This is a genomic window from Scytonema sp. HK-05 (assembly GCF_963872035.1).
Taxonomy (GTDB): domain Bacteria; phylum Cyanobacteriota; class Cyanobacteriia; order Cyanobacteriales; family Nostocaceae; genus Kalymmatonema.
Genome location: NZ_CAWMYC010000002.1, coordinates 103,615 through 128,605 on the forward strand (window position 1 = coordinate 103,615; position 24,991 = coordinate 128,605).

The following is a 24,991-nucleotide window of genomic DNA, read 5'->3' on the forward strand; positions in this document are numbered from 1 at the left end:
CATTAATTTGCGGACGAGTTTAATCATAATCATAGAGTTTTCTTTTGTGATGAATTCCCCTTGGACAATACGTTGGCATTTTTACCTGCCTCAGCTACTGCTTATTTGCTTGGGAATTATAATTTTTTTTGCTGTTTGCTACTGGAGTATAGACACCATCAACTGGGGATGGCTGTTGAACAGAAATGGAGACCGGGAAAAAGAGTTTTTAGCAATGCTGTATTTTAGTATGGGTACTTTTTTTAGAATTGGCTATGGTGACCAGGTACCAATCGGCTTGAGCCGCTGGATTGTAGGACTGGAAGCTTTTAGTAACTATTTGATTGAGGTGATTTTTATTGCTCGATTAGTTACCAGTATTTTGGGAAAATTCATCTCGTTTAGCATTAGAGAGCGCTTGGAAGCTCTTCTTAATCTTCACGAATAAACAGATAATACCCAAGTAACACGTGTTTATCTACCATGCATGAAATCGAGGTTATTCTCGGACTACTTTTGGTTGTCGCCGCCCTTGCAGTCGTTGCCCAAAGGCTTGCGGTACCCTACCCCATTCTACTTGTTATCGGTGGGCTTGTCCTTGGCTTCGTACCTGGTCTTCCCAAAGTTGAACTCGACCCTGAATTCGTCTTTGTGCTCTTTTTACCGCCACTACTTACCTCTGCAGCTTGGTATACCTCGTGGCGCGACTTCCAAGCAAATCTAAGACCTATCTTACTACTTGCTATTGGTCTTGTGTTATTTACCACGACTGCTGTTGCTGTGGTGGCGCATATAGCTATCGGCGGATTTACATGGGCTGTGGCTTTTGTGCTTGGAGCTATTGTTTCACCACCTGATGCAGTTGCTGCCACCGCTATCACCCAGCGACTTAGTGTTCCTCGACGCATTATAACTATCTTAGAAGGCGAGAGTCTAGTTAATGATGCCACGGGGTTGGTCGCGTACCGCTTTGCTGTAGCTGCTGTTGTTACCGGTATGTTCTCACTCTGGGACGCCAGTCTGCGGTTTTTTGTTATGGGGATAGGTGGGGTGCTCATCGGGTTGGCAACTGGATGGCTCATTGTGTGGATACACAAAGTTATGGATGATTCTTTAGTAGAGATCACCAGCACAATCTTGATGGGCTTTGTTGCCTATTTACTAGCTGAACATCTTGGTGTATCGGGGGTGCTGGCAGTAGTTGCAAATGGGATCTACCACCGTTGGCACAGTTCCGAAGTGCTTTCACCCACAACTCGTATCCAGACTATTGCCGTTTGGGATATCATCGTCTTTCTCTTAAATGGTCTCATCTTTATTCTCATTGGTCTTCAGCTACCGAGCATCCTCAACGAGATTTCTGAATATTCGACAGCTACTCTCGTTTGGTACGCCGTCCTCGTCAGTGCCGTTGTCATTGGTGTGCGTTTACTCTGGATATTCCCAGCCACTTACATTCCAAGGATGGTCAATCGCAAACTGGGCGAAACAGACCCGACGCCTCCCTGGCAGACACTCTTGATCTTAGGCTGGACTGGTATGCGTGGCGTTGTTTCACTTGCTGCGGCTTTAGCATTACCCCTGACAACCAACAATGGAACTCCCTTCCCTGGGCGCGACTTGATTATCTTCCTCACCTTCTGCGTCATCTTGGTTACATTGGTGCTACAAGGACTCACCCTGCCAATACTGATTCGCTGGCTCAAGATTGTAGATGATGTTGGTAGCGAGAGGGAGGAGATGGAAGCTCGACTTACAGCAGCCCAAGCTGCGATGGTACGTATCGAGGAACTCTCTGCTCAAGATAATGTGCTTGCACAAGCCCAGATGGTTGCATGGCTGCAGACTCAGTACAAAGACCGCATCCAACGTTTAAGTGCTTGCTGTGAAGCTTTGGATGAGGGAAGCTACGAGCAACTAGCCGCCTTCCGGAGGCTACAGCACGAGGTGCTTGCTACTGAGCGGAGAACTACCATTAGACTGCGTAATCAGGGGATCATCAATGACGAAGTGCTGCACCGAATCGAGCGCGAACTTGACTTGGAGGAGGCGAGGCTTGGAAGTTAAGAGCTATCACACCCTAATCATACTTTAATTAACTTCAAGTAAAGTAAGAAATCAAAGAACATCAGGAGTTACCATGTACGTGCTAATTGGTGGAGCAGGTTTGATAGGGCTATGTTTAGCACAGAAATTGGTAGAACTAGGACATACCATAGCTGTGATTGACATTGACCCTAACGCTTGTCATTATGCCCGTGAACAAGTGGGAGCAATGGCTTTTGAAGGCAGTGCTGTCAGTACAGAAGTCTTGTTAGAAGCTGGGATTCGTAAAGCTGATGCCCTAGCAGCCGTTCTCCAGGATGATGCTTTAAACTTAGCGATGGTAACTCTTGCCAGACACTACGGTGTTCCCCATATTCTGTCTCGGATGCGCCACCCCGATTTTGTGGAACCGCTGCGTTTAGCTGGAGCTAATCATATTATCAGTACCGTCGATCTGGCAGTTTCAACAATGGTGAATGCTATTGAGTATCCGCAAGTAGAATCAATGATGCATTTTGAGCAGGGACAGATTGAGGTTTTAAAACTTTCCATCTCAAACAATTGCTATGTTGTCGGTCGTAGCGTTGCCGAAATTGCTCAGGATTCCCGGTTTCCTACTGGCTCTTTAATAATTGGCTATCAACCCCATCCCCACGAAGATTTAATGATTCCTAACGGCAGTACAGTACTGGAACCCGATTCAACTGTGCTGATTGTGACTAAACCAGGGACATTACATCAAGTCATTGATTTTATCGAAGGTTGTAAATGATTCATTTAAATGAACCTATATCCGCTTTTTTATTCAGCGATCGCTGTTATTGTACTGACATCCTGCAAATCAGAGATTCCACCACCGCCAAAAGCTGATACTAATCAGGTCTCTCAATCTCAAAAGGTGGTAACTTTAGATGAAAATTTTAAGACAGTGACGGGTCAAACTATTTATGTCCCTGTCTACTCCCACATCTATCATGGGGATGGGAAAAGGATTTTCAATTTAGCGGCTACTCTCAGTATTCGTAATACTGATTTGACCAACCCTATCATCATTTCTTCTGTGCGCTACTATGACTCAAATGGTAAATTAGTTAAACAGTATTTAGAACGCCCGATTCAACTTGCTGCTCTAGCTTCTACAGATTTTGTTGTAAATAGAACTGACACTAGTGGAGGTTCAGGGGCTAACTTTATTGTGGAGTGGGTAGCTCAAACAAAAGTTTCTGAGCCTGTGGTTGAAGCAGTTATGATTGGTACCGACTTCCAACAAGGAATTTCCTGGATCAGCCCTGGCAAGGTTATTAAAAGTCAAAATAATGACAAGCGCTCATCTTCTGTAAAGGGTTATTGAACGACTAATCATCATCTAGTCTCAGTAATTGCTCGTCAATCTTTTGTATCCGCCGTTGGACAATTTCTTCTGAGAGAATTCGCTTACGCATTGCCTCGTTAAGCGCTGCTTTCTCCGCTAGCAATAGACGGCGACGAATAGCATCGAGTTTTGTGCGATCGCCTCTGTTTTCGTCAAATTCATTCGGGCGGCGATTATAGAATTCCCGCAGTGTTCTTTCTGCTGCTGCCACTTGCACTTGATAAGCAGAACGCATCTCCTCATAGACAGATTTTGGCAACACCCCTGACTTCAACAGGCTGTCTAATTCATCTTGTGCTGCTTTACCTGCCATCAGCTGGGCTTGCAATTCTTCAACCTGCTGCTGAGCCTCTGAAAATTTAGATAATTTTAAGCGTTTTACTAGCCAGGGCAAGCTTAACCCCTGACCTACTAATGATACCAGCACACTACCAAAGACTAAAGCGATGAGACCTTCTCGCCCTGGCAGCGTGGTGGGTAAGCTCAACGCCAAAGCCATTGAGAGTGAACCTTTGATGTTGCCTAAAAAGAGTAAATGTTGCCAGCGCAATGGAATTGGACGGTCAAACCAACGAACCCCTGCTAGCAGTGGATAGACCGTAAGAACTCGCGCGGCTTGATACGCCAAAACTGCAAGGAGAATTCCAGGTAAAGCCCTCCAGAGCGTTACCAAGTTTATTTCTACACCAATCAGCAGAAAAATAAAGGTGTTGACAGTAAAACTGGCATATTCCCAGAAGCTCAACAAGGTGATGCGACTAGAAGCAGAAGTATTGCGAGAAAGCCCAAAATTGCCAAAAATTAATCCAGCTACAACTACAGCCACAGGACCTGATACACCGAGAAATTGCCCAACCTGAAAAGTTCCTAATGCAACTGCGACAGTTAGTAAGAGACTGCTAAGGGGATCATCTAAACGGGCGAATACAGGTATGCTCAAGTAGCCCAAGACTAACCCTACGAGGCAGCCTCCTAAAGCGATAAATAGTAGCTGTTGGATTCCCTGTAGTAACGTGAGCGAACCTGTCGAATAGACTTGCAAAATCAGGTTGAACGAAACTAGGGCAGCGGCATCATTGAATAGGGTTTCTCCTTCAACGATGGTGGAAAGCCGGGAGGGTACTGGTATCTCCTTAAAGACGGCAATCATTGAAACCGTATCAGTGTTTGCCAGAATGACTCCTACAAATAGAGCAGGTATCCAAGCCAGCCCCAGTCCAAATTTTAACAGGACGGCAATAATAGCACTGGACAACACAGCGCCTGGACCAGCTAGGAGGGCAATTGGTTTAAATGTGCTTCGTAGGCGACTGATATCTGTATTGATGCCAGCTTCAAAGATTAGAATTGGCAGGAAAAGATTTAAAACAAGGGTTGGATCTAAACCAATACGACGAGACAATAGCTCAGTGATCGGCAAACCTGCCAACACTAAACCTGTAACGTAAGGAACACGAAGCCGTCGCGTTAGCAGAGCAACGCCGGTGGCTAGGAGCAGGAGAATAATTGAAACAGTGACTAAGGAAGCAACATCCACTTTGGTTCTACAAATTTGTCTTGACTTCTTTGATAAAGATTCCCAAAAAGGTAATACAAATGTCAAAAAATTTTTGTAACGCTCGATGGAGAGCGTTTGAGCTATTGCACGGTGGCTCGTTGCAGTTGTCGGGTAAAAAAGCAATACGGTTCGGATAAGATCCCCCCGCCAAACGGCGACCCCCTTAAAAAGGGGGTAAAGAAGGAAAATAGCCCCCCTGTTTAAGGGGGGTTGGGGGGATCTTCGCGCGATAAACTAGCTAACCGAACCGTATTGGGTTAAAAAGCACACGTTACCGTGTCTTCCTTCCCAAAGAACTGCTCGTGACAGTTATCCCATCAGACAGTTCACGTCTTACCCAAAAATTAGACTTGGTATGTGAAAACTAATCTCCAAGGTGACATCGCTACCCGTGTGCAGAAATCTTTAGCTTTTTTTCAGTACTGAGTACACCAGAGTTAGAAAATAAAAATTTCTACATTTATGAGTTAGTACATAAGACAGTTTTGGTCATTTCAGATACTTATCGCACCAGTTCACCATTTCCCAGAGTACATGAGCAACCCCTTCACGAGAGCGATAGCCGTGGTCTTCTAAAGGTAATACCACCAAGCGAACAGTTGCTCCTAGTCCCTTCAATGCTTCATACAACCGTTCTGTTTGTAGTGGATATGTGCCAGCATTGCTGTCTTTTTCCCCGTGAATCAGTAAAAGTGGCGCTTTGACTTTAGCAGCATGAGTAAAAGGAGACATATGAATGTAAGTCTGTTGTGCCTCCCAGAAATTGCGCTGCTCTCCTTGAAAGCCAAAAGGAGTCAGGGTACGGTTATAAGCGCCACTCCTGGCAATGCCTATGCGGAATAAATCGGTGTGGGCTAGTAAATTTACGGTTGTAAAAGCACCATAAGAGTGTCCGCCAATACCAATATGATTGGGGTCGGCAATGCCACGTCCTACCACATAGTCTACTGCTGCTTGCGCTCCAGCAATCAATTGCTCTACGTAAGTATCATTTGGCTCGGCATCACCTTCACCAATAATCGGCAAAGTGGGACCAGAAAGAAGTGCATAACCCTGGGTTAGCAGAAATAAAACAGAAGCACGGCTGGGACGGCTGAAAGTGTTTTCAGGTTTCGTAATCTGTCCTGCAAATTCCTTATCTTTAAATTCCTCAGGATAAACCCAAAATAACATCGGCAAAGGACCATCTCGGGTAGGATCATAACCAGCAGGGAGGTAGAGTTTAGCCGACAGCTGCACGCCATCTGAGCGCTGATATTTCACCAACTCACTCTCGACTCCAGCCAACTGAGGAGCAGGGTCTTGATAATGAGTTAAGGCAATCGGAAGCTGGTTATCGCGAAGGTTAAACAGAAAATAATTCGGTGGCTCAGTTTGAGACTGGCGACGAGTAATCACAGTTTGTGCTTCATCATCCAGCACATAACTGATTTCCTCTAAGTAAGGATCTTGGCACTGCCATAGGCGATGCGTCTGACCTGTTTCCAAATCTAGGGAATCTAAAAACGGATATACCCCCTTGGGTGATGCTCCTCGTCCGGTGAGGTAAATGACATTGCCTTGTGGTGCAAAGCGCAGCACTCTGTACCTTAATGGTCCTACAGTCATCAATGCTGACCCAGGGTCAGTGTATTTATCTTCATAGCTGCGGTCAAATAGCAGTTGCGGCGGGGTTTCAGGCGCTTTGGGATAAATGCGCCAGATTCGCTCTTTGCGGGTATCGTACCATCGTTCCCAAACCAGGGCGACATCTTCTTTCCCCCAAGCAAGGCTATGGAAGCGATATTCAGATTGCCAGAGTTGTTTTGGCGTATCGCTAAACGGAGCATCCAATTCAAACAAAGCATCCCGTTTGGCAACGTCACAAGTCGGATCACCCTCGTCTAAAGCTTCTATCCAACACAATGTCGCTTGTACATCGCAGCGCCAAGAGACTCCCCTTCGTCCTGTCCGCACTTCGTCAAATTTGGTTGTACGACGTACAAAAAGTGGTACATCAGCGACCTCATAGACTAATTTCCCTGCATCATCAATAACCTGAATTTTTTTAGGAAAATATGAGATGGGAACTTGGTAAGAAAACGGTCGCTGCAGCGTAGCCAGTAGAATGAATTTGCTGTCAGGAGAGGGTATGGGTTGATAGATAAGACTGCTAGATACTAACAAAGTGCGGTGACCATCAAGCGTCACTTTCTCTAAAGTTGAGGTTAAGTAATATTCAAGTAGTGCCTCATCATGCCGATTTTGCAGTAGATTTGTATACGTCCGAGAGGGGCTTTTAGCGTGCAAGTTTTCTTGAATGAGAGGTCCTGGAGGAACTGCTGGTTCAGAGGGAGGCTCAGGGCGATCGCTCTCAATGAACTTGCAAATCAGTGTCTCATCCGACAGCCAACAGTACGGTTCTCCATACGCAGCGTTGAGAACTGGCTCTGTTAATCGCCTGGTGGTGCAATCAGCAACATCCACAACCCACAGTTCTAGCCCTGTTGCTTGAGTCAGGGTAAAGGCGAGTTTTTGACTATCAGGTGACCACCTTAAGAACCCAATTTGGGCGTTGTCAGGAAGCGCTACCGTTTTGCTTATTTCAGGAGAGGCGATCGCCCCTTGGCTTTGCCCAATCGCCCTTATTTTCATACTCCCGTAAGGGTTGTGGCGAGCAGGTGCGTTCGTTTTGGGATTAATGAATAATCCCGCCAAAGCAACTTCTACTTCTGCAAGTAAGGCGATCGGGAGCAATAAAGGCTTTTCTAACTCCACCATCCATTCCCTATTAGGAGAGAGCAGAATTGTGGGTGGCAATGGAGCATCGAGAATTTGGTTAATCGGTTCTGGGGGAGATTGCCAGAATTGTTCAATAATGGGGGGATTGGTGGGGAATTTGTCCATTTTGAGTCGGGTGTTGGCAAGCTCTTATTCCAAATTACCAACACCTGACTCAGAATACATCCTGAAATGGTCACTTTTCTACAGTGTACGGAGTGGACACAAAGGATGTAGTAGTTTGCAAACTTTACACTCCTACAGCCCCACATCGGGCTAAGTTGTCATTGCCACTTCAACATCTTCTTCTATTTTGGGTTTAGCTTCCTGAAATTCCTGACCTAGTTGAGTCAGTTGTTTTTGGTTCATACACTTACGGACAGCGCTAAAAATTTCCCTTTCTTCTTCTTGTACGTGGTGCTGAACCGCTTTTTTTAGCTCACTCATTTTTGTTTTAAACTCAGATTCGGTCGGTTTGAGGACCTTCAGTTCTTCTAAAAGCGCTTTCGCTTGTTCGTGTTCTTCTTGGGCTTCTTGAATATATTTTCTTGTTTCTTCATACTCTTGCATTGCTGGGTAGAAGACAAATTCTTCAGCTCTTGTGTGCAAGTTCAACATTTTGTAAATTTGATTAAAGTAATCATACAGTTTGGTGTTTTCAGCAGTTTCTATTTTTGTAAAGAGTTGTTCAACTTGACGATGCTCGGCTTCAATTAATGAAAGGATATCCTGAGTTCTAGCTGTAGTCATGTCTGTTTACTCCTTGTACTGTAGGTAACATTTGGATACATGTCACTATAGGTTTAGAACCATCTTGACTCACCAATTTCTGACAAACTTATAACCTCAGCCATAATTTCAATACTTTTTTTCCAACAGTCAAAAATCAAGCTAGTTAGTAATTGCCTTTCCTCTATACTCTTCCTTAAGGTTTTGAAATTTATTTCTTATGAAAGATGAATAAAAAATTTTCTAATGTTTCAATTAACATTATCGGCCAGAGGAATGGAAGGTATTTAAGAAATGAACATCATTGCATGGGTAGTTTTAGGGCTTTTAGCTGGTGCAATTGCTAAAGCTATCTATCCTGGTTATCAAGGTGGTGGAATTCTTGCTACTATCTTGTTGGGAATCGTTGGTGCTTTTATCGGTGGAAGTCTAGGAGTTCTTTTGGCTACTGGAAGACTAGCCCTAGCTGCTCCTACTTTTAGCCTCCCTGGTTTGGCTTTAGCTGTTATCGGCGCACTGCTTGCTATCTTCATTTGGCATTCATTCGCTCGCAGAACTATTTAATAATAATTAAAAATTGTAATTTGTAATTCGTAACTCGTAATTAGATTGATCATGATGAGTTACGAATTATTAATTATTAGTTAATATATAAATCTTTGATTTTCAGCATATTATAAATCATTAGTATATTATTTTACTCGAGATTGATTCACTTTCCAACTTGAGGAGTGGAGCAAGTAGATCAACTTATATAAATAACACAACTACCAAAACAGCTAAGCTCAACTGCAAACCTGCTGCCTTCTGTCCTGAGTTCCCTCTACCTCATAAGGCAGGGTAGATAAATATTTGTCATAGAAATCAGGCAGAAGGGAAGAGTGTTTCAAAATTTTAATCTTTCTTGACTTAATCTTTCTTCACATAGTTGTGTTTATTTGTGCCTTCCTACTTATACCAATTCTCTGTGACATTGGACTTTATTTACCCCCCGGCACTCTCCTTCCCCCAAACCATTGCGGGGACTATAGGGAGGTTAATTTTTGTGTATCTTCATAGAGCAACGGTATGAAAAGGTAAATTTCTACTGCCAAAATACTTATTATTTTTTCAGCATTTTTATACAATTTTTGATAGTCCAAAAGCTAGATGAAGTTTCTGGTAGGTGAAGCAAAATAGAAAGTGAACAGAGATAAACAATACCATATTTACAAGCCATGACAACTAACAAAGCAAGCAATTCCAACAACGCTGTGTCTACCTCCCAGCATGAGAGCAAAGAGGAACTCAATAAAAAAACCTCTGTGCAATTTGTCACCAGTGTTACAATCGGGGTTTTAACAATTATCCTTGTTGCTGCAAGTGCTTATTTCGGAATCATTCGCTTCTAATACTACTGATTAAACGATGTCTAAAATTTTGGAGTAGCCATAGAAAATTGATTATGGCTACTCCAATTCAAATATTTCTATATATTTTTAGGTTTAGTGTATAAAACCGTCATGAGTGAGTTCGGTTAAGCTCACTTAGGAATAACAACAACCTTGCTAAAGTAGTTTTTAGAAGTATAGTGAACTTTGCAATTTGCAGGTTACTACCGTGAATAATTTGTCAAATATCAACTCAGAATCTTTTGGCGAGGCTTCGGGAAACAACTTGCTGTGGCAGTATGTTCAATCTATGAGTCCACAGACAGTTACCCAACTTTCCAAGCCATCTTCTCCTGACGTGCTTCAGGCAATGGAACGTACTATTGTAAGTATGTTGGGAAACCTACCATCAGAAGACTTTAACGTACTCATTACCACCAATCGCGAAAATCTTGGAAGGCTACTAGCTGCTGCGACGATGAATGGTTACTTCCTGCGTAACGTGGAACAACTGATGGCTTTTGAAAAGTCTTTACAAGCAGCAGATGCTCATTCAGAGGATTAACAATCAAGTCATTTCGCTGCGGCTAATATATATAGAATTGAGGGGGCGATCGCCGCAAACAGCGATCGCCCCCTAACTTTTCATGAAACCTAGTCAACAGCTTTCTTTAGCCTAGCTCTTTTTCACCTCCTGAGCCATTTTCCGGTAGTAGTCCATTTGAGGATTAGGACGACGCCGATAAGCGGTAGGGGTTTCAAGAGCTTTTGTAACTTCAGCTTCAATTTTTTCTTGTGTTGTCTCTCGTTTTATACCCTGTGCTGAATCAGGTTCTAGGAAATATCCAGAACCAGAATTGGAAAGTCCAAAGAGTTTACCAAAGAAACCAAAGACATTTCCCAGGAAATTAAAGATATTTCTGAAAACAACAGAGAAAAAAGCTGCAAGGCGAATAAAAGAATTCTGAAGAATTTGTGTTAAACGAGACATAGTATAGCCTCCCGTAGCTGCACATCTTTATTGTGACTTACTAAAGTAAAGATGTGCAGCTATTTTTTTGTATATTGAGAAATTGTCTGAGTGGTTTGACAAACCAAGTTTCAACCAGTGAGAGAGCCCAAAACTGGTCTAACAAAGTTTGTCGATTTGGGCTCTCCAGATTTTTAGTCTTCGTCAAGAGCCGGGAAAGCTTCTTCAAACCGCCACAATTCATTTTTATTTTTAATGAACCAAATACGAGTTTCTGGAGTTAATTGACTCCAAACTTTTTCAATGGGTACGTGGGGAGATGCATACTGATACTCTTGACCAAGCGCTTTCAAATTTTGTGCGACATCATCAGGAACGCCGAACTCTTTCCAATCAATTTCTCTGTGTATTCCAGATACTCCCTTACCAGGGTCGAAAATTAACTGTGCAGTTCTGATTAAGTCAGCGAAGTGTACTGGTCTGAGGTTATTTATCTCCTGAATCTGGAGTGATTCGTTATCGTTTTGAGACATCGTTAGGTTCGTGGTGAAGATAAGTTGTTTATTGGACTTACCGCCAGAGATATTCACCTCGATGCTTCTAGTTTAGCGCAGAGTTAAAATAGAGTATTAGTCAACTCCCTAAGAACGCAGTTGAGCTAATAGCACTGTAGGGTTCCAGTAAGCGCGAGTTGTTTGAATCTTACCAGCATCGTCAATTTCAAAAACTGTTATGCCGTTACATAAAACCTACCCAAAGCTACCCATAGCTAGACTTTTCTATACAACAAGATGACTGGAACTAGCCACAGAGGTTGAGTTTCGTTTATTTCCTGTTTCAATCTGGAGATGTCGGCATCAACCAGTCCACAGGCTATCTCCGTCTAACTGACGGTTTTCTAGTTCCTAAAAGGAACCGCTTCGCTTCAAATTGATTGCCGCGTTCAAATCGCGGTCAATAACAAAACCACAATGTCCGCACTCGAACACTCTTTGAGATAGTAAGAGTGCTTGCTTTTTGGTTCCACAATTAGAGCAAGTCTTGGAACTGGGGAACCATCGGTCAACCACAACTAGTTTGGAGCCATACAGTTGGCACTTGTAGGTTAACTGTCTACGGAACTCGAAAAACGACATATCAGTGATTGCTTTGGCTAGCTTATGGTTTGCCATCATTCCGGACACATTGAGGTCTTCAATCACTACTGTGCCGTGGTTCTTAGCAAGCAATGTGGTGAGCTTGTGCAATGTGTCTTTGCGAATGTTGGCAATTTTCCTGTGCAGACGAGCTACAGCCATCTGCGCTTTTTTCCAGTTGTTTGAACCAATAATTTTATTGCGGTTCAACCACTGCATTCTGCTTAACTTGGCTTGATATTTTTTGTAGGATTTAGCACCTAAAACTACCTCCCCAGTAGAGAGTGTGGCAAGATTCTTGACACCGAGGTCAACGCCTACAACGTCTGTATTGTTTGATTCCTGTTGTTCTACATCAAATCGAAAGCTGATAAACCATCTATCAGCTTGACGACTAATTGTTGCAGACTTGGTTAATACTTGAGGTAGTCGTTCATAGGTTCTTAGGACGCCAATCACAGGCACTTGAATTTTGTTGTCCCTCGTGATTTTGACTGTGCCTTCCAATGTGAAAGAGTCACGCTTTCCTTTTTTCTTGAACAATGGTGTACCCGCTGTTTTGTTAAAACAACGTTTCCAAGCTTCTCTCAATGCCATTAACGCTTGCTGTGGTGTGGATTTACTGCACTCGTAGTACCATTGCTGATCTGATTTCACCAATGCTACCAACCACTTATGCAAGTCAATGGCAGTAGGAAATTTGATTTTGGAGTCGGGGTTGACTTTGTTGTGATCCAATATTTGTTTTGTTAAAGCGAGTCCCCAATTCCAAGCATGACGAGCCACACCGCAATGCTTCATCAATGCTGTGCGCTGTTGGTTATTAAGTTTTAATTCTGTTTTGAAACCCAATAACACGGTACTGACTCAATGGTTTATATTATCTAGTATACTAGATATTTACCTCAAATGGGATGCCGACAATAAAGTTTAAACCAGATAATCAAGTGCCATACGATAAAGTCCCGGTACAGATAAAAGTGTTGCCGGGAGTAAGAGAGAAGCTTAAGTCTGTTGCCAATTGGCAGGAACGCTTACGGCAGTACATTAATCAACTTATTGCAGAAAATACTCATCAAAATGATGAGACATGACGAGCTATGAGCAGGAATTAATTCACAGCTTCTAACCCTCCATTGTCCATTTTACTGCTGCCTCATTGCCTGCGACGAAAATATGCTCTGTTGTTGGTTCTAGCTTCTCAAATGCGGCTTGCAATTGCCCAATAAACTCCCGAAACCCCTCATGGACTTTTGTTGGCGGATGTCCAACTGGATCGTAACTCACAGCATCTTCTGCAAAGTTTTCCACCCAGCCTGTTGGGTTCATTGTTGCAATGTTAGCAAAGTAGGAAGCAACAACGGCTTCGATAGCTTTTGAGTTATTCTCCGACATGGCAAAGATATTTACTGTTAACTGAAAATGGCTTCGGTTGGTTACTCATTTTCAATCAGAACTGTAACCGCAGCGACAGCTATTAACATTTCGTCATTTTTATCATTGAGCGCCTCAATTGCTTTACCCTGAACCACCATCCCCCCAGACTCAACGGTGAGAGTTTTGCGACCAAAAGGCAACACAGCCAAAACTTCGTCTTGTCGTACTTGCTCCGGGTAAGGCACTGCAACCTTGACTTCAACAATCATATCATCTGGGTCAGTCAAGCCAGCGACTTCCGAAATACCTGGCAAAGCATTGTGTGCGATCGCATTTCTCACAGCCCTCGCCGCTGCTACCGTTGGTTCCTGTCCATGCTGATCCACTCCCATGCCCATTTCAATAATTAAGCGTTTGCGTGCCACACTGACCTCTCATTGTAAAGTTTTCTTCTTCAAAGCCTACAAGATTTTTGGATTCATATCTTGTAATAAAATTACATACACTTTCATTACAAGATATGGTTATGCCTACGCCGCTGTTGTACCCCTCAGATCCCCGACTTCTCTAAGAAGTCGGGGATCTTATTTCTCACGAATCCTGCGCGGATTCCTATATGTGTCTACGCCCTGTTAACTTCAATCCTTTTTTGTAGTATATGTAATATAAAAAGATCTTTTTCGAGTCTGGAAATTATGAACCAGTATCGCTTCCAGCGGTCATTCTCAAAAGACCCAACCTTAAGCAGTCGCCTGTTTAACCTCCTAGAAGTTGTGTTTCCTGAACTTGAAATCAGCAATGCTGCAGAATGTGCGAGAAAGCTAGGCGCACCGTGGGAAGAGGCTTCGACCCCATTCATGCGCTTCCAGGATGATCTCGCCATCACTCATGTGGGAGTTGTGGAAATTCCCATGCAACTGATGGGCGAAATGGTGACAGTTGGAGGAATTCACGGAGTGTGTACGCGTCCTGAGTTCCGACGACGCGGCTATTACCGAGAAGTCATGCAAGAGGTGCTAGACTACTGCGACAAGCGATACAAAACTCTGGTACTAACCACAGCACAACCTGAATTATACGAACCGTTTGGCTTTCGCGTTGTCCAAGAACACGTTTTCATCTCAAAGTGCAATACTCTAGGCGGTACTCATGGCTTGCGCTTGCTAAATACTAACAATATCGATGATGTCAAATTGTTACAAAGACTTTTGGAGACACGCGAACCTGTCTCTGACATTCTGGGGATAGTAAAGGAGAAAGCCGTATTTTGCGTCAACGAAGGAAGCAACCCTCTGCACTATGCTGAAGACTTGGATGTCATCCTTTGCATAGAAATAGAAAATACGAAACTCAAGTTATTCGACTTGTTAGGAACAAAGATTTGTACTTTAGAGGACATCCTTAAAAGGATACCCCAAGCTCTAACGGAAGTAGAAATCTATTTCACTCCAGAACGCCTGAATGCTGAAGTTCAAGCATTTCCTCACCGACTTAATGGTGATTCGTTGCTAATGGTTCGCGGTGAATTTCCGCTGTTTGGGGAGAAGTTCATGCTACCACGTTCCACACGTTGCTGAACCTCTACAAATCTTGTATAGCTGCGTTTTTAGGTGTTGTTAGGGCTGAATCAATGTAAGGTAACTTGAGCCAAAAATGAGACGGGAGTCTCATCAGCTTTTTCAAGCTGGTTCTACAATAAACGCTAATGCAGATATCAAACCAATCGTACTGCTAAAGATGACCCGTCCAAGTACCGTATGTGTACATACTATCTAGGTTTTCCCAAAGAGGTGAGGCAATTCGTTGCCTAAATTGAGGCATTTTGCTAAAACAATTTTAAATGCAAATATAAACCTCTCATCGCCCACAGTTGAAGTTTCATCAGTTCCGTGGGGAAATTTTAAGTTCTGCGTTCTGTGTTATCCTCAAATTCATAGTTCTGTTGCCACCTCTATCTGGAACCAGTTTCCAATAGATGACGTCAAGAGTATACTCTTTTATACTAAAGCAGTGACGATGCAAAATCTGAACAACAGGGAAGTACAACAAGAAGCTATTGCAGTGGCAAAGGCAAGATGTAGACTGGTAGGTAGTCACTTATCGGTGCTACCTAGAATGCTAGGGTCGCTTGAAGAGCTTCCACAGAACAAGAACACCCTGTTGTCGCAGAAATAGGCGAAGACGTTTATAAGTTGAACCAGATGGTGAATAAGCTAACAACTGCTGGATTGTCAACCGGATAAGTAACACCATATACAGGCAATATCCTAATTGTCACCCTCGCGATAAACCGTCTCTATTTCAATTCCTTATAGAGATTTATAAATAACCTTTCTACCCGATGAGTCAAGCCCGGATAGGCATTCTCGAGATCATACCATGTCCCATGATTCTTTGTACCATATCCGAACGAAAACTGCTATAACCTCTATTTCTGAACGACCCATTCATCTAATACCATTTATTAGCCATTCACCTAGTGGTGTTGGTATAGTTCACAGAGTTTTGCCTGTTTTGTTAGCAAAAGTTGACTCACTACCAGATGGGTTGGAAGCTATCATCGCCACCAGCGATCTACAGGGAATTGACCCGACCAATCACCGCCTTCTCGGTCATCTTGTGAGTGAAGAACTAGAAAACTTGGCAGAGTCGGGAAAAATTCCATCGCCACAAACAACGGGTGTCATTTTAGCAGGAGATTTTTACGCAAAAATAGATAAGCGTGGTGGTGTAGGAGATGTCCGTGAAGTTTGGCAAGCTTTTAGTCGTCGTTTTCGTTGGGTTGCTGGGGTAGGAGGAAATCACGACAGTTTTGGAAAAACATCACAAGAAATGTATACATTTGAAAATGGGCAAGGTATACATTATTTAGATGGCGACGTCACTTGTCTTGATGGAATTCGCATCGCCGGAATTTCAGGAATTATTGGTAAGACAACTAAACCTTTCCGTCGTTCTGAAGAAGATTTTAGAAAACTTGTACAGGAATTACTCAACGAGTCACCAGACATTTTAATTCTGCATGAAGGTCCCAACGATGCAGAAGCTAGATTGATAGGGAATGAGTCAATTCGTGGCGAACTCACAAAAGGGAGTAATTTATTAGTTATTTGCGGTCATTCACACTGGAGAGTACCAATGACAGCTATGTCCAAAGGAGTGCAAGTGCTGAATGTAGATACTCGGGTCGTTGTCATGACAAAGATGAAGTCGTAGAGTTTTAGCAGGTTGAGTACCCTTAAAAAGGATTAAACAACTCTGCCTCCAGTATGTGAAGAAGTCAGTGTAAACAGATAGCCATCTGGTCCTGAAAGGGTAAATGATTTGTGTACTCTCCCCGTTTCAATTTCAGAAGGAGTGAATCCTAACTCACTCAAAGCATCTCGTGTCACAAAAACATCATCCACCATCAAATCAAAGGGCGCATTTGTTCCAGGAGCGATCGCTTCTTTAGTCTTTCTCAACACTAAGTGCGTGCCTCCCCGTAATTCCAAAACTGCGAATTCTTCTGAGTGAGTGACGTGCCGTAGCCCTAACTTGAGGAAGAAATCGGTAGCGATTGAAACATCAGTCACAGTTAATTTCACATGAGCGATCGCCACAGGAGGACGATTATCCGTTTCTTTTGTGATTGTTTCTTTCAGTTGCATAATATTAATTCGATAAAATGAGCGCGAATCTTAATTATTCGTAATCAAAAACTCAATGACGGCTTAATTATTTACTAATATTATCAAACACTTGCTTGTTGTAGCTGTTTGTGATACTGTTTATTCTACAGAATTTATGTACAAAAAACTGATAAACTTACCGTAGATTAACAAATGTTGTTGACCTAGTCAAAGAGGTTCAGAGTCACGAGAGACTAGGGTACGTATTGCACACACCAAACAAAGCGCCACTTATCCAGAAATTCAGACAACATCCAGACTTCAGTTTTGCACTTAAGGCAGGATATTTTATATGGGCAAAATACGTGCTGTCATTGTTGACCCGAATGTGCCAGGGCGTTTAGCACTCCGTGAGGTAGAAGCACCAACGCCTGCTCCAAATCAAGCATTAATCAAGGTTGCAGCGATTTCCCTGAATCGAGGTGAGGTCAGGCGTTCCACCACTGCTGAAGCAGGTTGGCAGCCTGGTTGGGACTTGGCAGGTACAGTTGAAACTCCTGCTGCTGATGGCTCAGGTCCTCCCCAGGGGGCGCGTGTGGTAGGCTTTCGCCGTTCTGGTGCTTGGGGAGAACTGGTAAGCGTTTCCACCGATGCTTTAGCTGAACTGCCAGCTTCGGTATCGTTTGCTCAAGCTGCCACATTGCCTGTAGCTGGATTAACTGCATACCATGCTCTACTAAAAGGTGGTTCGCTTTTGGGTCGCCCTGTGTTAATTACAGGCGCATCGGGTGGAGTAGGGCATTTTGCGATTCAATTGGCGCGGCTTTCAGGAGCGCACGTTGTGGCACACGTTCGTCGCTCAGACCAAGAGGCTTTGGTCAAAGAAGCAGGAGCACACTCAGTCGTTGTTGGCGAAGACCTCTCACCAGCAAGCGAGTATGGTCCCTATCATTTGATTGTGGAGTCGGTGGGCGGAAATATACTTGGAACGGCTCTTGGCTTATTGGCACAGGACGGAGTGTTAGTGCTATTTGGAACGTCAGGTGGATCTGAAGTGACGTTTAATGCTGCCCGCTTCTACGGGACTGGTGGCGCAAGCTTGTACGGTCTGATTTTGTTCGACGAGTTGAAACGAGAATCAGCAGCAGTGGGGCTGAAACGGCTTGCGGATCTAGTAGCAGCAGGTCAGTTGCGTCCTTATATTGAAGTGGAAGCTCCTTGGACGCAAGTCGCAGACTTAGCACAGAAATTACTTGACAGACGCTATGCTGGCAAGGCTGTTTTACACATCTCGGATTAAATAATATCTCGAATTAAGATCTCGAATTAAACAATATAAGGAGGTACGCAGTGAGCCTGGATCTACAACTATCAGGTAAAGCGGCGATCGTTACAGGAGGAAGTGCAGGTATTGGTTTAGCCACAGCCAAAGCTCTGTATAGAGAAGGCGTTCGTGTGGCGATCGCTGCCCGTGACTCAGAACGACTGGAGAAAGCAGTCAGTACTATCCAAGCACAGCCTACTTTGGGTGGTGAAGTGATCCCCATCAGTGCTGATCTGACTCAAGCAAATGATGTTGAAAAGGTCGTCTCTACTACCCTTGAACGCTTCGGTCAGATTGATATCTTAATCAACAACGCTGGTTCAGCCCGTGCAGGAGCGTTTCTTGAATTAAGCGACGAAGCCTTTGTGGATGCTTGGAACTTGAAATTATTGGGCTACATTCGCTTAGTAAGAGCCGTAGTCCCTGACCAGATTAAGCGGCGCGATGGGCGGATTGTCAACATTGTCGGTGGTGCTGGACGCACGCCTCGTCCTAACTTTCTAGCAGGTGGTACAACAAATGCTGCCTTACTGAACTTCACCCGAGGACTTTCTAAAGAGTTAGCCCTCCACAATATTCGCATTAATGCCATCTCGCCCGGTTTCACCGCCACTGAGCGTGCCGAGCGTTTAGCTGAGCAGAATGCCCAAGCTCGTGGTATCAGCGTGGATGAGGCGAAGGCGGAATCAATTAAAGCTATTCCTTTAGGGAAAATTGTTCAGCCAGACGAAATTGCGGCGCTGGCTCTATTTTTGGTTTCAGATCTTGCTTCTTCTATCACAGGAGCGGAAATTCACGTTGATGGCGGGCAGACTCCTGGAGTTTAAGCGACTACCTGCAAACCAACAGGTCTTTTTGTAGCAAGCAACAAGGAGAATTTATGCATAAGCGCGTGCAGTATTCCGCCGAGATAGAACCCTTGGTGCAGTTTGTTGAGGAAACCGATCCCGCTCATCTTGTTGAACAAACCCTTGCCAAACTCAAAACTGGTTTACCGATTAAAACTCTCCTCACAGCCTCTGCTTTGGCTGTTGTGCGCTCATCAGATATACCCCCTGGTCATCATGGCGGTCCATTGCATCCGTTAGCCGGGTTGCATGCCATTCGCCATATCATCGAGCGACTCTCCGGCGAGTTGCGTTTCGTACCAGTTGTGCAACACGTCGCGCTTTCCAACAAACATATTCATCACCCAAATATGGGTCCTTATGTGCTACCGGAATTTGAACCAGTAAGTGCAGGAGGCGTGGAAGAAACTAAACAAGCCTTCTTGAAAGCTGTGCAACTGGGTCTGTACAACGCTGCAGATCACTACTTTCTCTGGCTGTGGCAAAATCTCCCACCTGTGGAAGTCCTTGATTTGCTGCTTACGGTAGCTATTCCAAAAAACCTGCTGGATGACCATTACTTCATTTTTCCTTTGTATACCTGGCGGGCGTTGGAATGGTTAGGTACTGAGTACACTCCTATTTTGATGCGTCCAGTTGTGCGCTACGTCACCCGCTTTCCCGCACCGCCCTCCTTGGATGAATATGAAGCGCTGCTTGATAAATATGAGCTGCTTGAGCGACCTTTGCGTCTCCACACAGATGCTGATGAAACTGTAGCAGTAGGTCAATTAGGTGAGGCGATCGCCCAAATCAATACCTACGCTGAAATTCCTGAAACACTGGCTAAAGCTTTATCTGAAGGACTCTCGCTAGCTGGAGCAGGTGAAGCCCTATCGATAGGTGCAGCAGGCTTGTTTTTACGCTCCCTCACAGGAAACCCGATGGATGTGCATCTGCACACAGGGATCAATGTGCGCCGCTACCTCTTGCAACTTGAGGGGATCAGCCTACGCAACAAGTTATTAGCGCTGTTAACGTGGCATACTGGACCAGAGGTTCGCACGACCGAAAACCGTATGGAACCTAGTCCTCAACCGTCGCCTGAAGCAGTCGCTGCACTTCCCAAACGCAGTCAACCAGAACTGCTAGCGGCGCTTTCTGAGAGTATTTACTCGCAGCCCCCAACAGATTGGTCTCAAGTCAGGAACTTAGGGCTAATGCGTGCGGTACCAGAGGTCAAGAATACCGTTTCTCTAGCTCAGCAATATGCCAATTTGGGTTATGATGCTACTGCCTTAATCGTGCGCCTTGCTGAGATTGCCTGTCAAGATAATTTTACTGAGTTGCACGCCTTGAAACACCATCAGGCGACTGTAGAAGAGTTTTACACAACACGCACTCCGTGGCGATCGCGTCATTTAGTCGCTGCTGCTCAAGCTGCTGCCATTTCTTACGGTAAGCGAAGAGAAGTGTTTGAGAAAGCGGCGCTTTTGCTGGTTTAGCCCCTAATTGGGTGATGAAAGCAAATAACACACAGTTTTCATCACTCTAGAGCGCCGGTACAGTGAATTTTAGTAACAGACATCGTTTAACTAATGCTGAAAATGAGCTAAAAAATGGAGGAATGAAAAAGTGGTTTTGGCACATCTTTCATTGTTGCCAATATGAATTTCACAACTTACAACTATGACTACCATTACCGAAATTGCCCCAGATATCTATCGCATCTCAACCTATGACTCAAAGATAGACCTTCAGTTCAACCAGTTTCTGGTGAAGGACGAAGAACCACTATTGTTTCATACGGGTTTGAAAGGGATGTTTCCACTGGTTCATGATGCAGTCGCGGGGATCATTGATCCATCCCAAATTCGTTGGATTAGCTTCAGCCATTTTGAAGCGGACGAGTGTGGATCGCTCAATGAATGGCTTTCCATTGCACCAAATGCTCAGACAATTTGTAGTCCTGTAGCAGCGTTTGTGAGTGTGGACGACTTTGCGATTCGTCCGGCAAAGAGTATGGAACACGCGCAAGTGTTGAACACTGGTAAATATCACTTTCATTTTCACCATACACCACAAGTCCCCCACGGTTGGGACGCAGGGCTGCTCTTTGAAACGAGCCATAAGACACTGCTGTGCTCAGATCTATTCCACCAATTTGGAGATGTGGAGCCAATAACTGAGTCTGATGTTATCGAGCGATCGCGTAAAACAATCGTCGATTACGAAGCAAGTCCCTTTCCCAATTACATACCGTACACAACACATACCAATCGCATTCTCCAGGAGTTGGCAGCACTCAAGCCGCGTACACTGGCTACAATGCATGGCACAACGTTTGTGGGGGATGGTGAACGTGCATTGCAGGATTTGGCAATTATGCTGCGAGAAGTATTGGTGAAGGAGTAGAGATGACATCCGATGGTAGCACTACCTTTCCCCGATTTTAAATAGACAAGATTGCGGAATGTGAGTTCCATCTGTGTCCATCTGTGTCCATCTGTGGTTCATTCTTCTTTTTTTTGGAATGAATGCAAGAAGTCTAATCATTAGAAATAGTTACTGCGACAAGCAAAAAATAGAGGTTTAAGTATAGTGCATTCATTTGATTGGATTCTATTAAAGTCTAAGTATGTAGTGAAAGACAAATGGATTACAGTACGAGCTGATACTTGCCAAATGCCTAATGGAACAATAGTTGAGCCCTATTATGTTCTTGAATATCCAACATGGGTAAATGTGGTAGCTTTAACAAAAAATCAGGAAGTTATATTAGTAAAGCAATATCGCCACGGTCTTAAAGAAACAGTTTTAGAATTGCCTTGCGGTGCTGTAGAGGCAGAAGATGTTTCACCACTTGAGGCAGCGAAACGCGAGTTATTGGAAGAATCCGGTTACACGAGCAATAATTTTATTGAAACTGGTATACTATCACCAAATCCAGCTAATCATACTAATCTAACGCATTGTTTTTTAGCAACAGATGTAGAACTTGTAGCTGCTTTAAAGTTAGATGCAACAGAACATATTGATGTAGTTTTATTGCCCCTAAATAAATTAATCGAAGTAATTGAGAATGGTGTTTTTCTGCAAGCATTACATATGAGTTCATTATTCTTTGCCCTAAAAAAACTTGGCAAAGTGCAATTTTATTAGTCAGTTGACTGTGTTTGCCTTCAATAACTATCAAGAAAGGATAAAAGATTATGACTTCGACAATTTCTTTTGACCGAGTTTCTGATATCTATGATGCAACACGAGGATTACCGCCAGGAATCTCTGAGCAAGTGACTGATTTTATCCTCAACCTAGTTTCACCAACAGCAGAAACGAAATTTTTTGAAACAGGTATTGGGACTGGCAGAATTGCTGTCCCAATTGCGAAAAGAGGCTATTCTTACACTGGTGTAGATATCTCAGAAAAGATGTTAGCTGAGTTGCACCGCAAGCTAGAAGGTATCTCCTACCGATTAACAGCAATCAAGGCAGATGCAACTTCTTTGCCATTTGCTGACAACTCTTTCGATGTAGCACTGACTGTTCATGTGTTTCATTTAGTTTCAGCTTGGAAGCAAGCGCTGGCAGAAATTCGTCGTGTCTTGAAGCCAGGTAGTATTTACCTATACACTCACGGTACTCTTGATTACACCAAAGGCAGTGAAGATATCAATCAAGGCAAGTTTGATTTTCACCAACGTTGGGAAGCTATCATCGCTGGCTATGGTTATCCTTTACCCCGCTACGGTGCAATAGAAGAAGAAGTTTTAACAGAGTTGCGCGAACAAGGAGCAACTTTGGAAACAGTTGTTGCAGCCAGATGGGCATCTGAACTAACTGTAGGAAAATTGCTCAAATATTATGAAAATAAGGTGACTCGCCATAGCTGGCACCTCCCGGATGACATCTTTGCCCGTGCGATTCAAGATTTGCGGGAGTGGTCTTTGCAACACTACGGCTCTTTAGATTACGATTTGTCTGGTGAAACCAGGTTCAAAATTGTCGTAGTACGCAATTGGGCTTAATTGAAGTATTCTGTAGTCTGCCTGCTGTCGGCGCTCATACTAAATCACCAGTGGTATCCTTGACCTATCGTTTTTTGTCGTCTACATCAAAAATAGGGTGTCGAGATGCAAGATACATGGAATCCAGACGTATATGAAAGATTTCAACAAGAAAGAAGCCGCCCTTTCTACGATTTAGCAGACATGGTACGTGGGCAAGAAGGCTGGCGAGTTCTGGATTTGGGATGTGGGACGGGAAAGTTGACACAGTATCTGCATCAGAAGCTAGCAGCACGGGAAACGGTGGGGTTGGATGCTTCAGAGAAGATGTTGCTGAAAGCACGTCAGTTTGAGGGAGATGGGCTGCGGTTTGAGTTTGGACACATTGAGGATGATCCCGTTCCAGGAAAGTTTGATTTGGTGTTTTCCAACGCGGCTTTGCAGTGGGTTACGGGACACGAGGCGTTGTTTGAAAAGTTAAGTGCCAAACTGCAACCTGGTGGGCAACTTGCTGTACAAATCCCAGCGATGGACTCAGAACCAGTCCATATTGTCGCAGCAGAGACAGCACAGGAGTTTAGCAAGGAACTGGGGGGATATAAGCGGCGCTTAGAGGTTCTGACGCCAGAGGATTACGCAAGGTTACTTTATAAGTTGGGATTTGTAGAGCAAGAGGTGAGGCTACAAATTTACGGACATGTGCTGCCGTCACGAGAAGCAGTCATAGAATGGTATCGTGGGACACTGCTCACAACATATCAGCAGCGGCTAGATGCTGAGACTTACGAGCGATTTGTGGAACGGTACACCCAGAAGTTGATGAAGTATTTAGAAGATGAGCGTCCATTCTTTTTTCCATATAAGCGTATCTTAATGTGGGGACGCTTAGACAATTCAAAATTCAAAATTCAAAATAGGAAAGCAGTATTCATGTAGCAGCCCCTCGACTTGTATTTTAGGAAAGACATGAAATACTCATGATATATAATACGAAAAGTCTACCAATAAACCGTATTATAGTTATGCTGGTGTAGATGCCTGCCAACCAAATTATTTGACTCCAAAGAGTCAACTCAGTTTGCTTCTATATACGGCTGTCATTTGAGTTGCGCTAACCCACATCGGTGCAACAAGAGAATATCAGCCTACGATCGCAATACTTACAAGGAAAGCATTCTATGAGCACCGTACAACTTTACTTCGCCAAAGCCTCTACCTTCTCCCAACGAACCCGTGTTGTTTTGCTGGAAAAAGGAATTGACTTTACCCCGATTGAAATTGATTTACAGAACAAACCGGATGGGTTCACGCAGATTTCGCGCTATGGTAAAGTCCCTGCCATCAAACATGGGGATATCGAGATCTATGAGTCTGCCATCATCAATGAATATCTCGATGAGGTCTTCCCAGAACCACCCCTATTGCCCCGCGATCCTGGAGCGAAAGCGAAAGCCCGGATCTGGATCGACTACGCCAACACTCGCTTTGTACCTGCGTTTAACAAATTTCTGCGCGGTAAAGATGCTCAGGAACAGGAACAGGGACGAACAGAGTTTACAGAATCACTGTTGTACATTGAGCAAGAAGGATTAGGCAAGTTATCTGGTGATGGTTCCTACTGGTTAGGAGAGACGCTGAGTTTAGTCGATATCAGCTTTTATCCCTGGTTTGAACGCTTGCCTGTTCTGGAACACTTCCGCAATTTCACCTTGCCACCAGAAACAGCTCGCTTGCAGAAATGGTGGAATGCTGTGCGATCGCGCGAGTCAGTTGGGGCAGTTGAAAATCCTGTGAGCTTTTATTTGGAACGATTTGCCAAGGTTCTCGGTAAACCCACTGCCGTTGGTGCAGCTCAAAAATAGGGCAATGGTCTGTTAAAGCGTGGTTAGCGACCAAAAAATGAATTCACTAACATAAAAGAGTAC

Annotated in this window: 26 protein-coding genes and 2 pseudogenes; 18 read left to right on the forward strand and 10 right to left on the reverse strand. The window is 44.0% G+C overall.

Going from position 1 to position 24,991, the window contains the following annotated elements; genetic code table 11:
- The first annotated feature begins 49 nt into the window (after window positions 1–49).
- The 4 genes from AACT52_RS01515 (at window position 50) to AACT52_RS01530 (ending at window position 3,376) form a co-directional block, all read left to right on the forward strand.
- Window positions 50–427, forward strand: coding sequence for an ion channel (locus AACT52_RS01515; protein WP_073629117.1), 378 nt, complete (start codon window positions 50–52; stop codon window positions 425–427).
- A gap of 35 nt (window positions 428–462) precedes the next feature.
- Entirely contained in the window at window positions 463–2,046 is a 1,584-nt protein-coding gene (locus AACT52_RS01520; protein ID WP_073629119.1) for a Na+/H+ antiporter, read from the forward strand.
- Window positions 2,047–2,119: 73 nt separating this feature from the next.
- A complete protein-coding gene (locus AACT52_RS01525; RefSeq protein WP_073629121.1) occupies window positions 2,120–2,797 on the forward strand; it encodes a potassium channel family protein in 678 nt (225 codons plus the stop codon).
- Window positions 2,798–2,806: 9 nt separating this feature from the next.
- On the forward strand, window positions 2,807–3,376 hold the full coding sequence (locus tag AACT52_RS01530) for a DUF3124 domain-containing protein (RefSeq protein ID WP_073629123.1): 570 nt from the start codon (window positions 2,807–2,809) through the stop codon (window positions 3,374–3,376).
- Between the two features lie 4 nt (window positions 3,377–3,380).
- On the opposite strand, the gene AACT52_RS01535 is transcribed toward AACT52_RS01530, so the two are convergent.
- The 3 genes from AACT52_RS01535 to AACT52_RS01545 all read right to left on the reverse strand — a co-directional run bounded on the left by AACT52_RS01535 (window position 3,381) and on the right by AACT52_RS01545 (window position 8,465).
- Window positions 3,381–4,934: a cation:proton antiporter gene (locus AACT52_RS01535; protein WP_073629125.1), complete on the reverse strand. Its 1,554-nt coding sequence runs from the start codon at window positions 4,932–4,934 to the stop codon at window positions 3,381–3,383.
- A gap of 510 nt (window positions 4,935–5,444) precedes the next feature.
- The gene (locus tag AACT52_RS01540) at window positions 5,445–7,841 is read right to left on the reverse strand and encodes a S9 family peptidase (RefSeq protein WP_073629127.1); all 2,397 of its coding nucleotides are present in this window, start codon (window positions 7,839–7,841) and stop codon (window positions 5,445–5,447) included.
- A gap of 150 nt (window positions 7,842–7,991) precedes the next feature.
- Entirely contained in the window at window positions 7,992–8,465 is a 474-nt protein-coding gene (locus AACT52_RS01545) for a hemerythrin domain-containing protein (protein WP_073629129.1), read from the reverse strand.
- A gap of 273 nt (window positions 8,466–8,738) precedes the next feature.
- Between AACT52_RS01545 and AACT52_RS01550 the strand changes: the two genes are divergently transcribed.
- From AACT52_RS01550 to AACT52_RS01560, 3 genes are all read left to right on the forward strand, one after another.
- Window positions 8,739–9,008: a GlsB/YeaQ/YmgE family stress response membrane protein gene (locus AACT52_RS01550; RefSeq protein WP_073629131.1), complete on the forward strand. Its 270-nt coding sequence runs from the start codon at window positions 8,739–8,741 to the stop codon at window positions 9,006–9,008.
- A 653-nt stretch (window positions 9,009–9,661) separates the two neighbouring features.
- Window positions 9,662–9,835, forward strand: coding sequence for a hypothetical protein (locus tag AACT52_RS01555; protein ID WP_198940862.1), 174 nt, complete (start codon window positions 9,662–9,664; stop codon window positions 9,833–9,835).
- 208 nt (window positions 9,836–10,043) lie between these two features.
- Window positions 10,044–10,379, forward strand: coding sequence for a DUF760 domain-containing protein (locus tag AACT52_RS01560; RefSeq protein ID WP_073629133.1), 336 nt, complete (start codon window positions 10,044–10,046; stop codon window positions 10,377–10,379).
- A 111-nt stretch (window positions 10,380–10,490) separates the two neighbouring features.
- Here the strand turns inward: AACT52_RS01560 and AACT52_RS01565 are convergent, their stop codons facing one another.
- From AACT52_RS01565 to AACT52_RS01580, 4 genes and pseudogenes are all read right to left on the reverse strand, one after another.
- Entirely contained in the window at window positions 10,491–10,805 is a 315-nt protein-coding gene (locus tag AACT52_RS01565; protein ID WP_073629135.1) for a threonine dehydratase, read from the reverse strand.
- Between the two features lie 173 nt (window positions 10,806–10,978).
- Complete coding sequence (locus AACT52_RS01570) at window positions 10,979–11,317, reverse strand: hypothetical protein (protein WP_073629137.1); 339 nt, start codon at window positions 11,315–11,317, stop codon at window positions 10,979–10,981.
- A 108-nt stretch (window positions 11,318–11,425) separates the two neighbouring features.
- Window positions 11,426–11,521: pseudogene (locus AACT52_RS01575) on the reverse strand (nuclear transport factor 2 family protein); the annotation flags it as partial.
- 168 nt (window positions 11,522–11,689) lie between these two features.
- The gene (locus AACT52_RS01580; protein ID WP_073629139.1) at window positions 11,690–12,778 is read right to left on the reverse strand and encodes an RNA-guided endonuclease InsQ/TnpB family protein; all 1,089 of its coding nucleotides are present in this window, start codon (window positions 12,776–12,778) and stop codon (window positions 11,690–11,692) included.
- 56 nt (window positions 12,779–12,834) lie between these two features.
- Here AACT52_RS01580 and AACT52_RS01585 point away from each other — a divergent pair, with 56 nt between their 5' ends.
- Window positions 12,835–13,014, forward strand: coding sequence for a hypothetical protein (locus AACT52_RS01585; protein ID WP_073629141.1), 180 nt, complete (start codon window positions 12,835–12,837; stop codon window positions 13,012–13,014).
- 34 nt (window positions 13,015–13,048) lie between these two features.
- Here AACT52_RS01585 and AACT52_RS01590 read toward each other — a convergent pair.
- Both AACT52_RS01590 and AACT52_RS01595 read right to left on the reverse strand, forming a co-directional pair.
- Window positions 13,049–13,315 (reverse strand): annotated as a pseudogene (locus tag AACT52_RS01590) (nuclear transport factor 2 family protein); the annotation flags it as partial.
- A 41-nt stretch (window positions 13,316–13,356) separates the two neighbouring features.
- Entirely contained in the window at window positions 13,357–13,722 is a 366-nt protein-coding gene (locus AACT52_RS01595; RefSeq protein ID WP_073629143.1) for a Lin0512 family protein, read from the reverse strand.
- 270 nt (window positions 13,723–13,992) lie between these two features.
- On the opposite strand from AACT52_RS01595, the gene AACT52_RS01600 reads away from it, so the two are divergent.
- Window positions 13,993–14,874 carry a GNAT family N-acetyltransferase gene (locus tag AACT52_RS01600; protein WP_083630134.1) on the forward strand — a complete coding sequence of 294 codons (882 nt, stop codon included), beginning with the start codon at window positions 13,993–13,995 and terminating at the stop codon, window positions 14,872–14,874.
- An 802-nt stretch (window positions 14,875–15,676) separates the two neighbouring features.
- Entirely contained in the window at window positions 15,677–16,513 is an 837-nt protein-coding gene (locus tag AACT52_RS01605) for a metallophosphoesterase family protein (protein WP_073629147.1), read from the forward strand.
- Between the two features lie 32 nt (window positions 16,514–16,545).
- On the opposite strand, the gene AACT52_RS01610 is transcribed toward AACT52_RS01605, so the two are convergent.
- Entirely contained in the window at window positions 16,546–16,947 is a 402-nt protein-coding gene (locus tag AACT52_RS01610; RefSeq protein ID WP_073629149.1) for a VOC family protein, read from the reverse strand.
- Window positions 16,948–17,260: 313 nt separating this feature from the next.
- Here AACT52_RS01610 and AACT52_RS01615 point away from each other — a divergent pair, with 313 nt between their 5' ends.
- The 8 genes from AACT52_RS01615 to AACT52_RS01650 all read left to right on the forward strand — a co-directional run bounded on the left by AACT52_RS01615 (window position 17,261) and on the right by AACT52_RS01650 (window position 24,928).
- Window positions 17,261–18,208 carry a zinc-binding dehydrogenase gene (locus AACT52_RS01615; protein WP_073629151.1) on the forward strand — a complete coding sequence of 316 codons (948 nt, stop codon included), beginning with the start codon at window positions 17,261–17,263 and terminating at the stop codon, window positions 18,206–18,208.
- Between the two features lie 50 nt (window positions 18,209–18,258).
- Entirely contained in the window at window positions 18,259–19,059 is an 801-nt protein-coding gene (locus AACT52_RS01620) for an SDR family oxidoreductase (RefSeq protein WP_073629153.1), read from the forward strand.
- A gap of 53 nt (window positions 19,060–19,112) precedes the next feature.
- The gene (locus AACT52_RS01625; RefSeq protein WP_073629155.1) at window positions 19,113–20,564 is read left to right on the forward strand and encodes a hypothetical protein; all 1,452 of its coding nucleotides are present in this window, start codon (window positions 19,113–19,115) and stop codon (window positions 20,562–20,564) included.
- 184 nt (window positions 20,565–20,748) lie between these two features.
- Window positions 20,749–21,474 (forward strand): MBL fold metallo-hydrolase, encoded by a 726-nt coding sequence (locus tag AACT52_RS01630; RefSeq protein ID WP_073629157.1) that lies wholly within the window; start codon window positions 20,749–20,751, stop codon window positions 21,472–21,474.
- 270 nt (window positions 21,475–21,744) lie between these two features.
- Window positions 21,745–22,221, forward strand: a complete 477-nt coding sequence (locus AACT52_RS01635; RefSeq protein WP_096549309.1) for an NUDIX hydrolase — start codon at window positions 21,745–21,747, stop codon at window positions 22,219–22,221.
- A 50-nt stretch (window positions 22,222–22,271) separates the two neighbouring features.
- On the forward strand, window positions 22,272–23,087 hold the full coding sequence (locus AACT52_RS01640) for a class I SAM-dependent methyltransferase (RefSeq protein WP_073629161.1): 816 nt from the start codon (window positions 22,272–22,274) through the stop codon (window positions 23,085–23,087).
- Window positions 23,088–23,192: 105 nt separating this feature from the next.
- The gene (locus tag AACT52_RS01645) at window positions 23,193–24,002 is read left to right on the forward strand and encodes a methyltransferase domain-containing protein (RefSeq protein WP_073629163.1); all 810 of its coding nucleotides are present in this window, start codon (window positions 23,193–23,195) and stop codon (window positions 24,000–24,002) included.
- A gap of 242 nt (window positions 24,003–24,244) precedes the next feature.
- On the forward strand, window positions 24,245–24,928 hold the full coding sequence (locus tag AACT52_RS01650; RefSeq protein ID WP_073629165.1) for a glutathione S-transferase family protein: 684 nt from the start codon (window positions 24,245–24,247) through the stop codon (window positions 24,926–24,928).
- The last annotated feature ends 63 nt before the right edge of the window (window positions 24,929–24,991 follow it).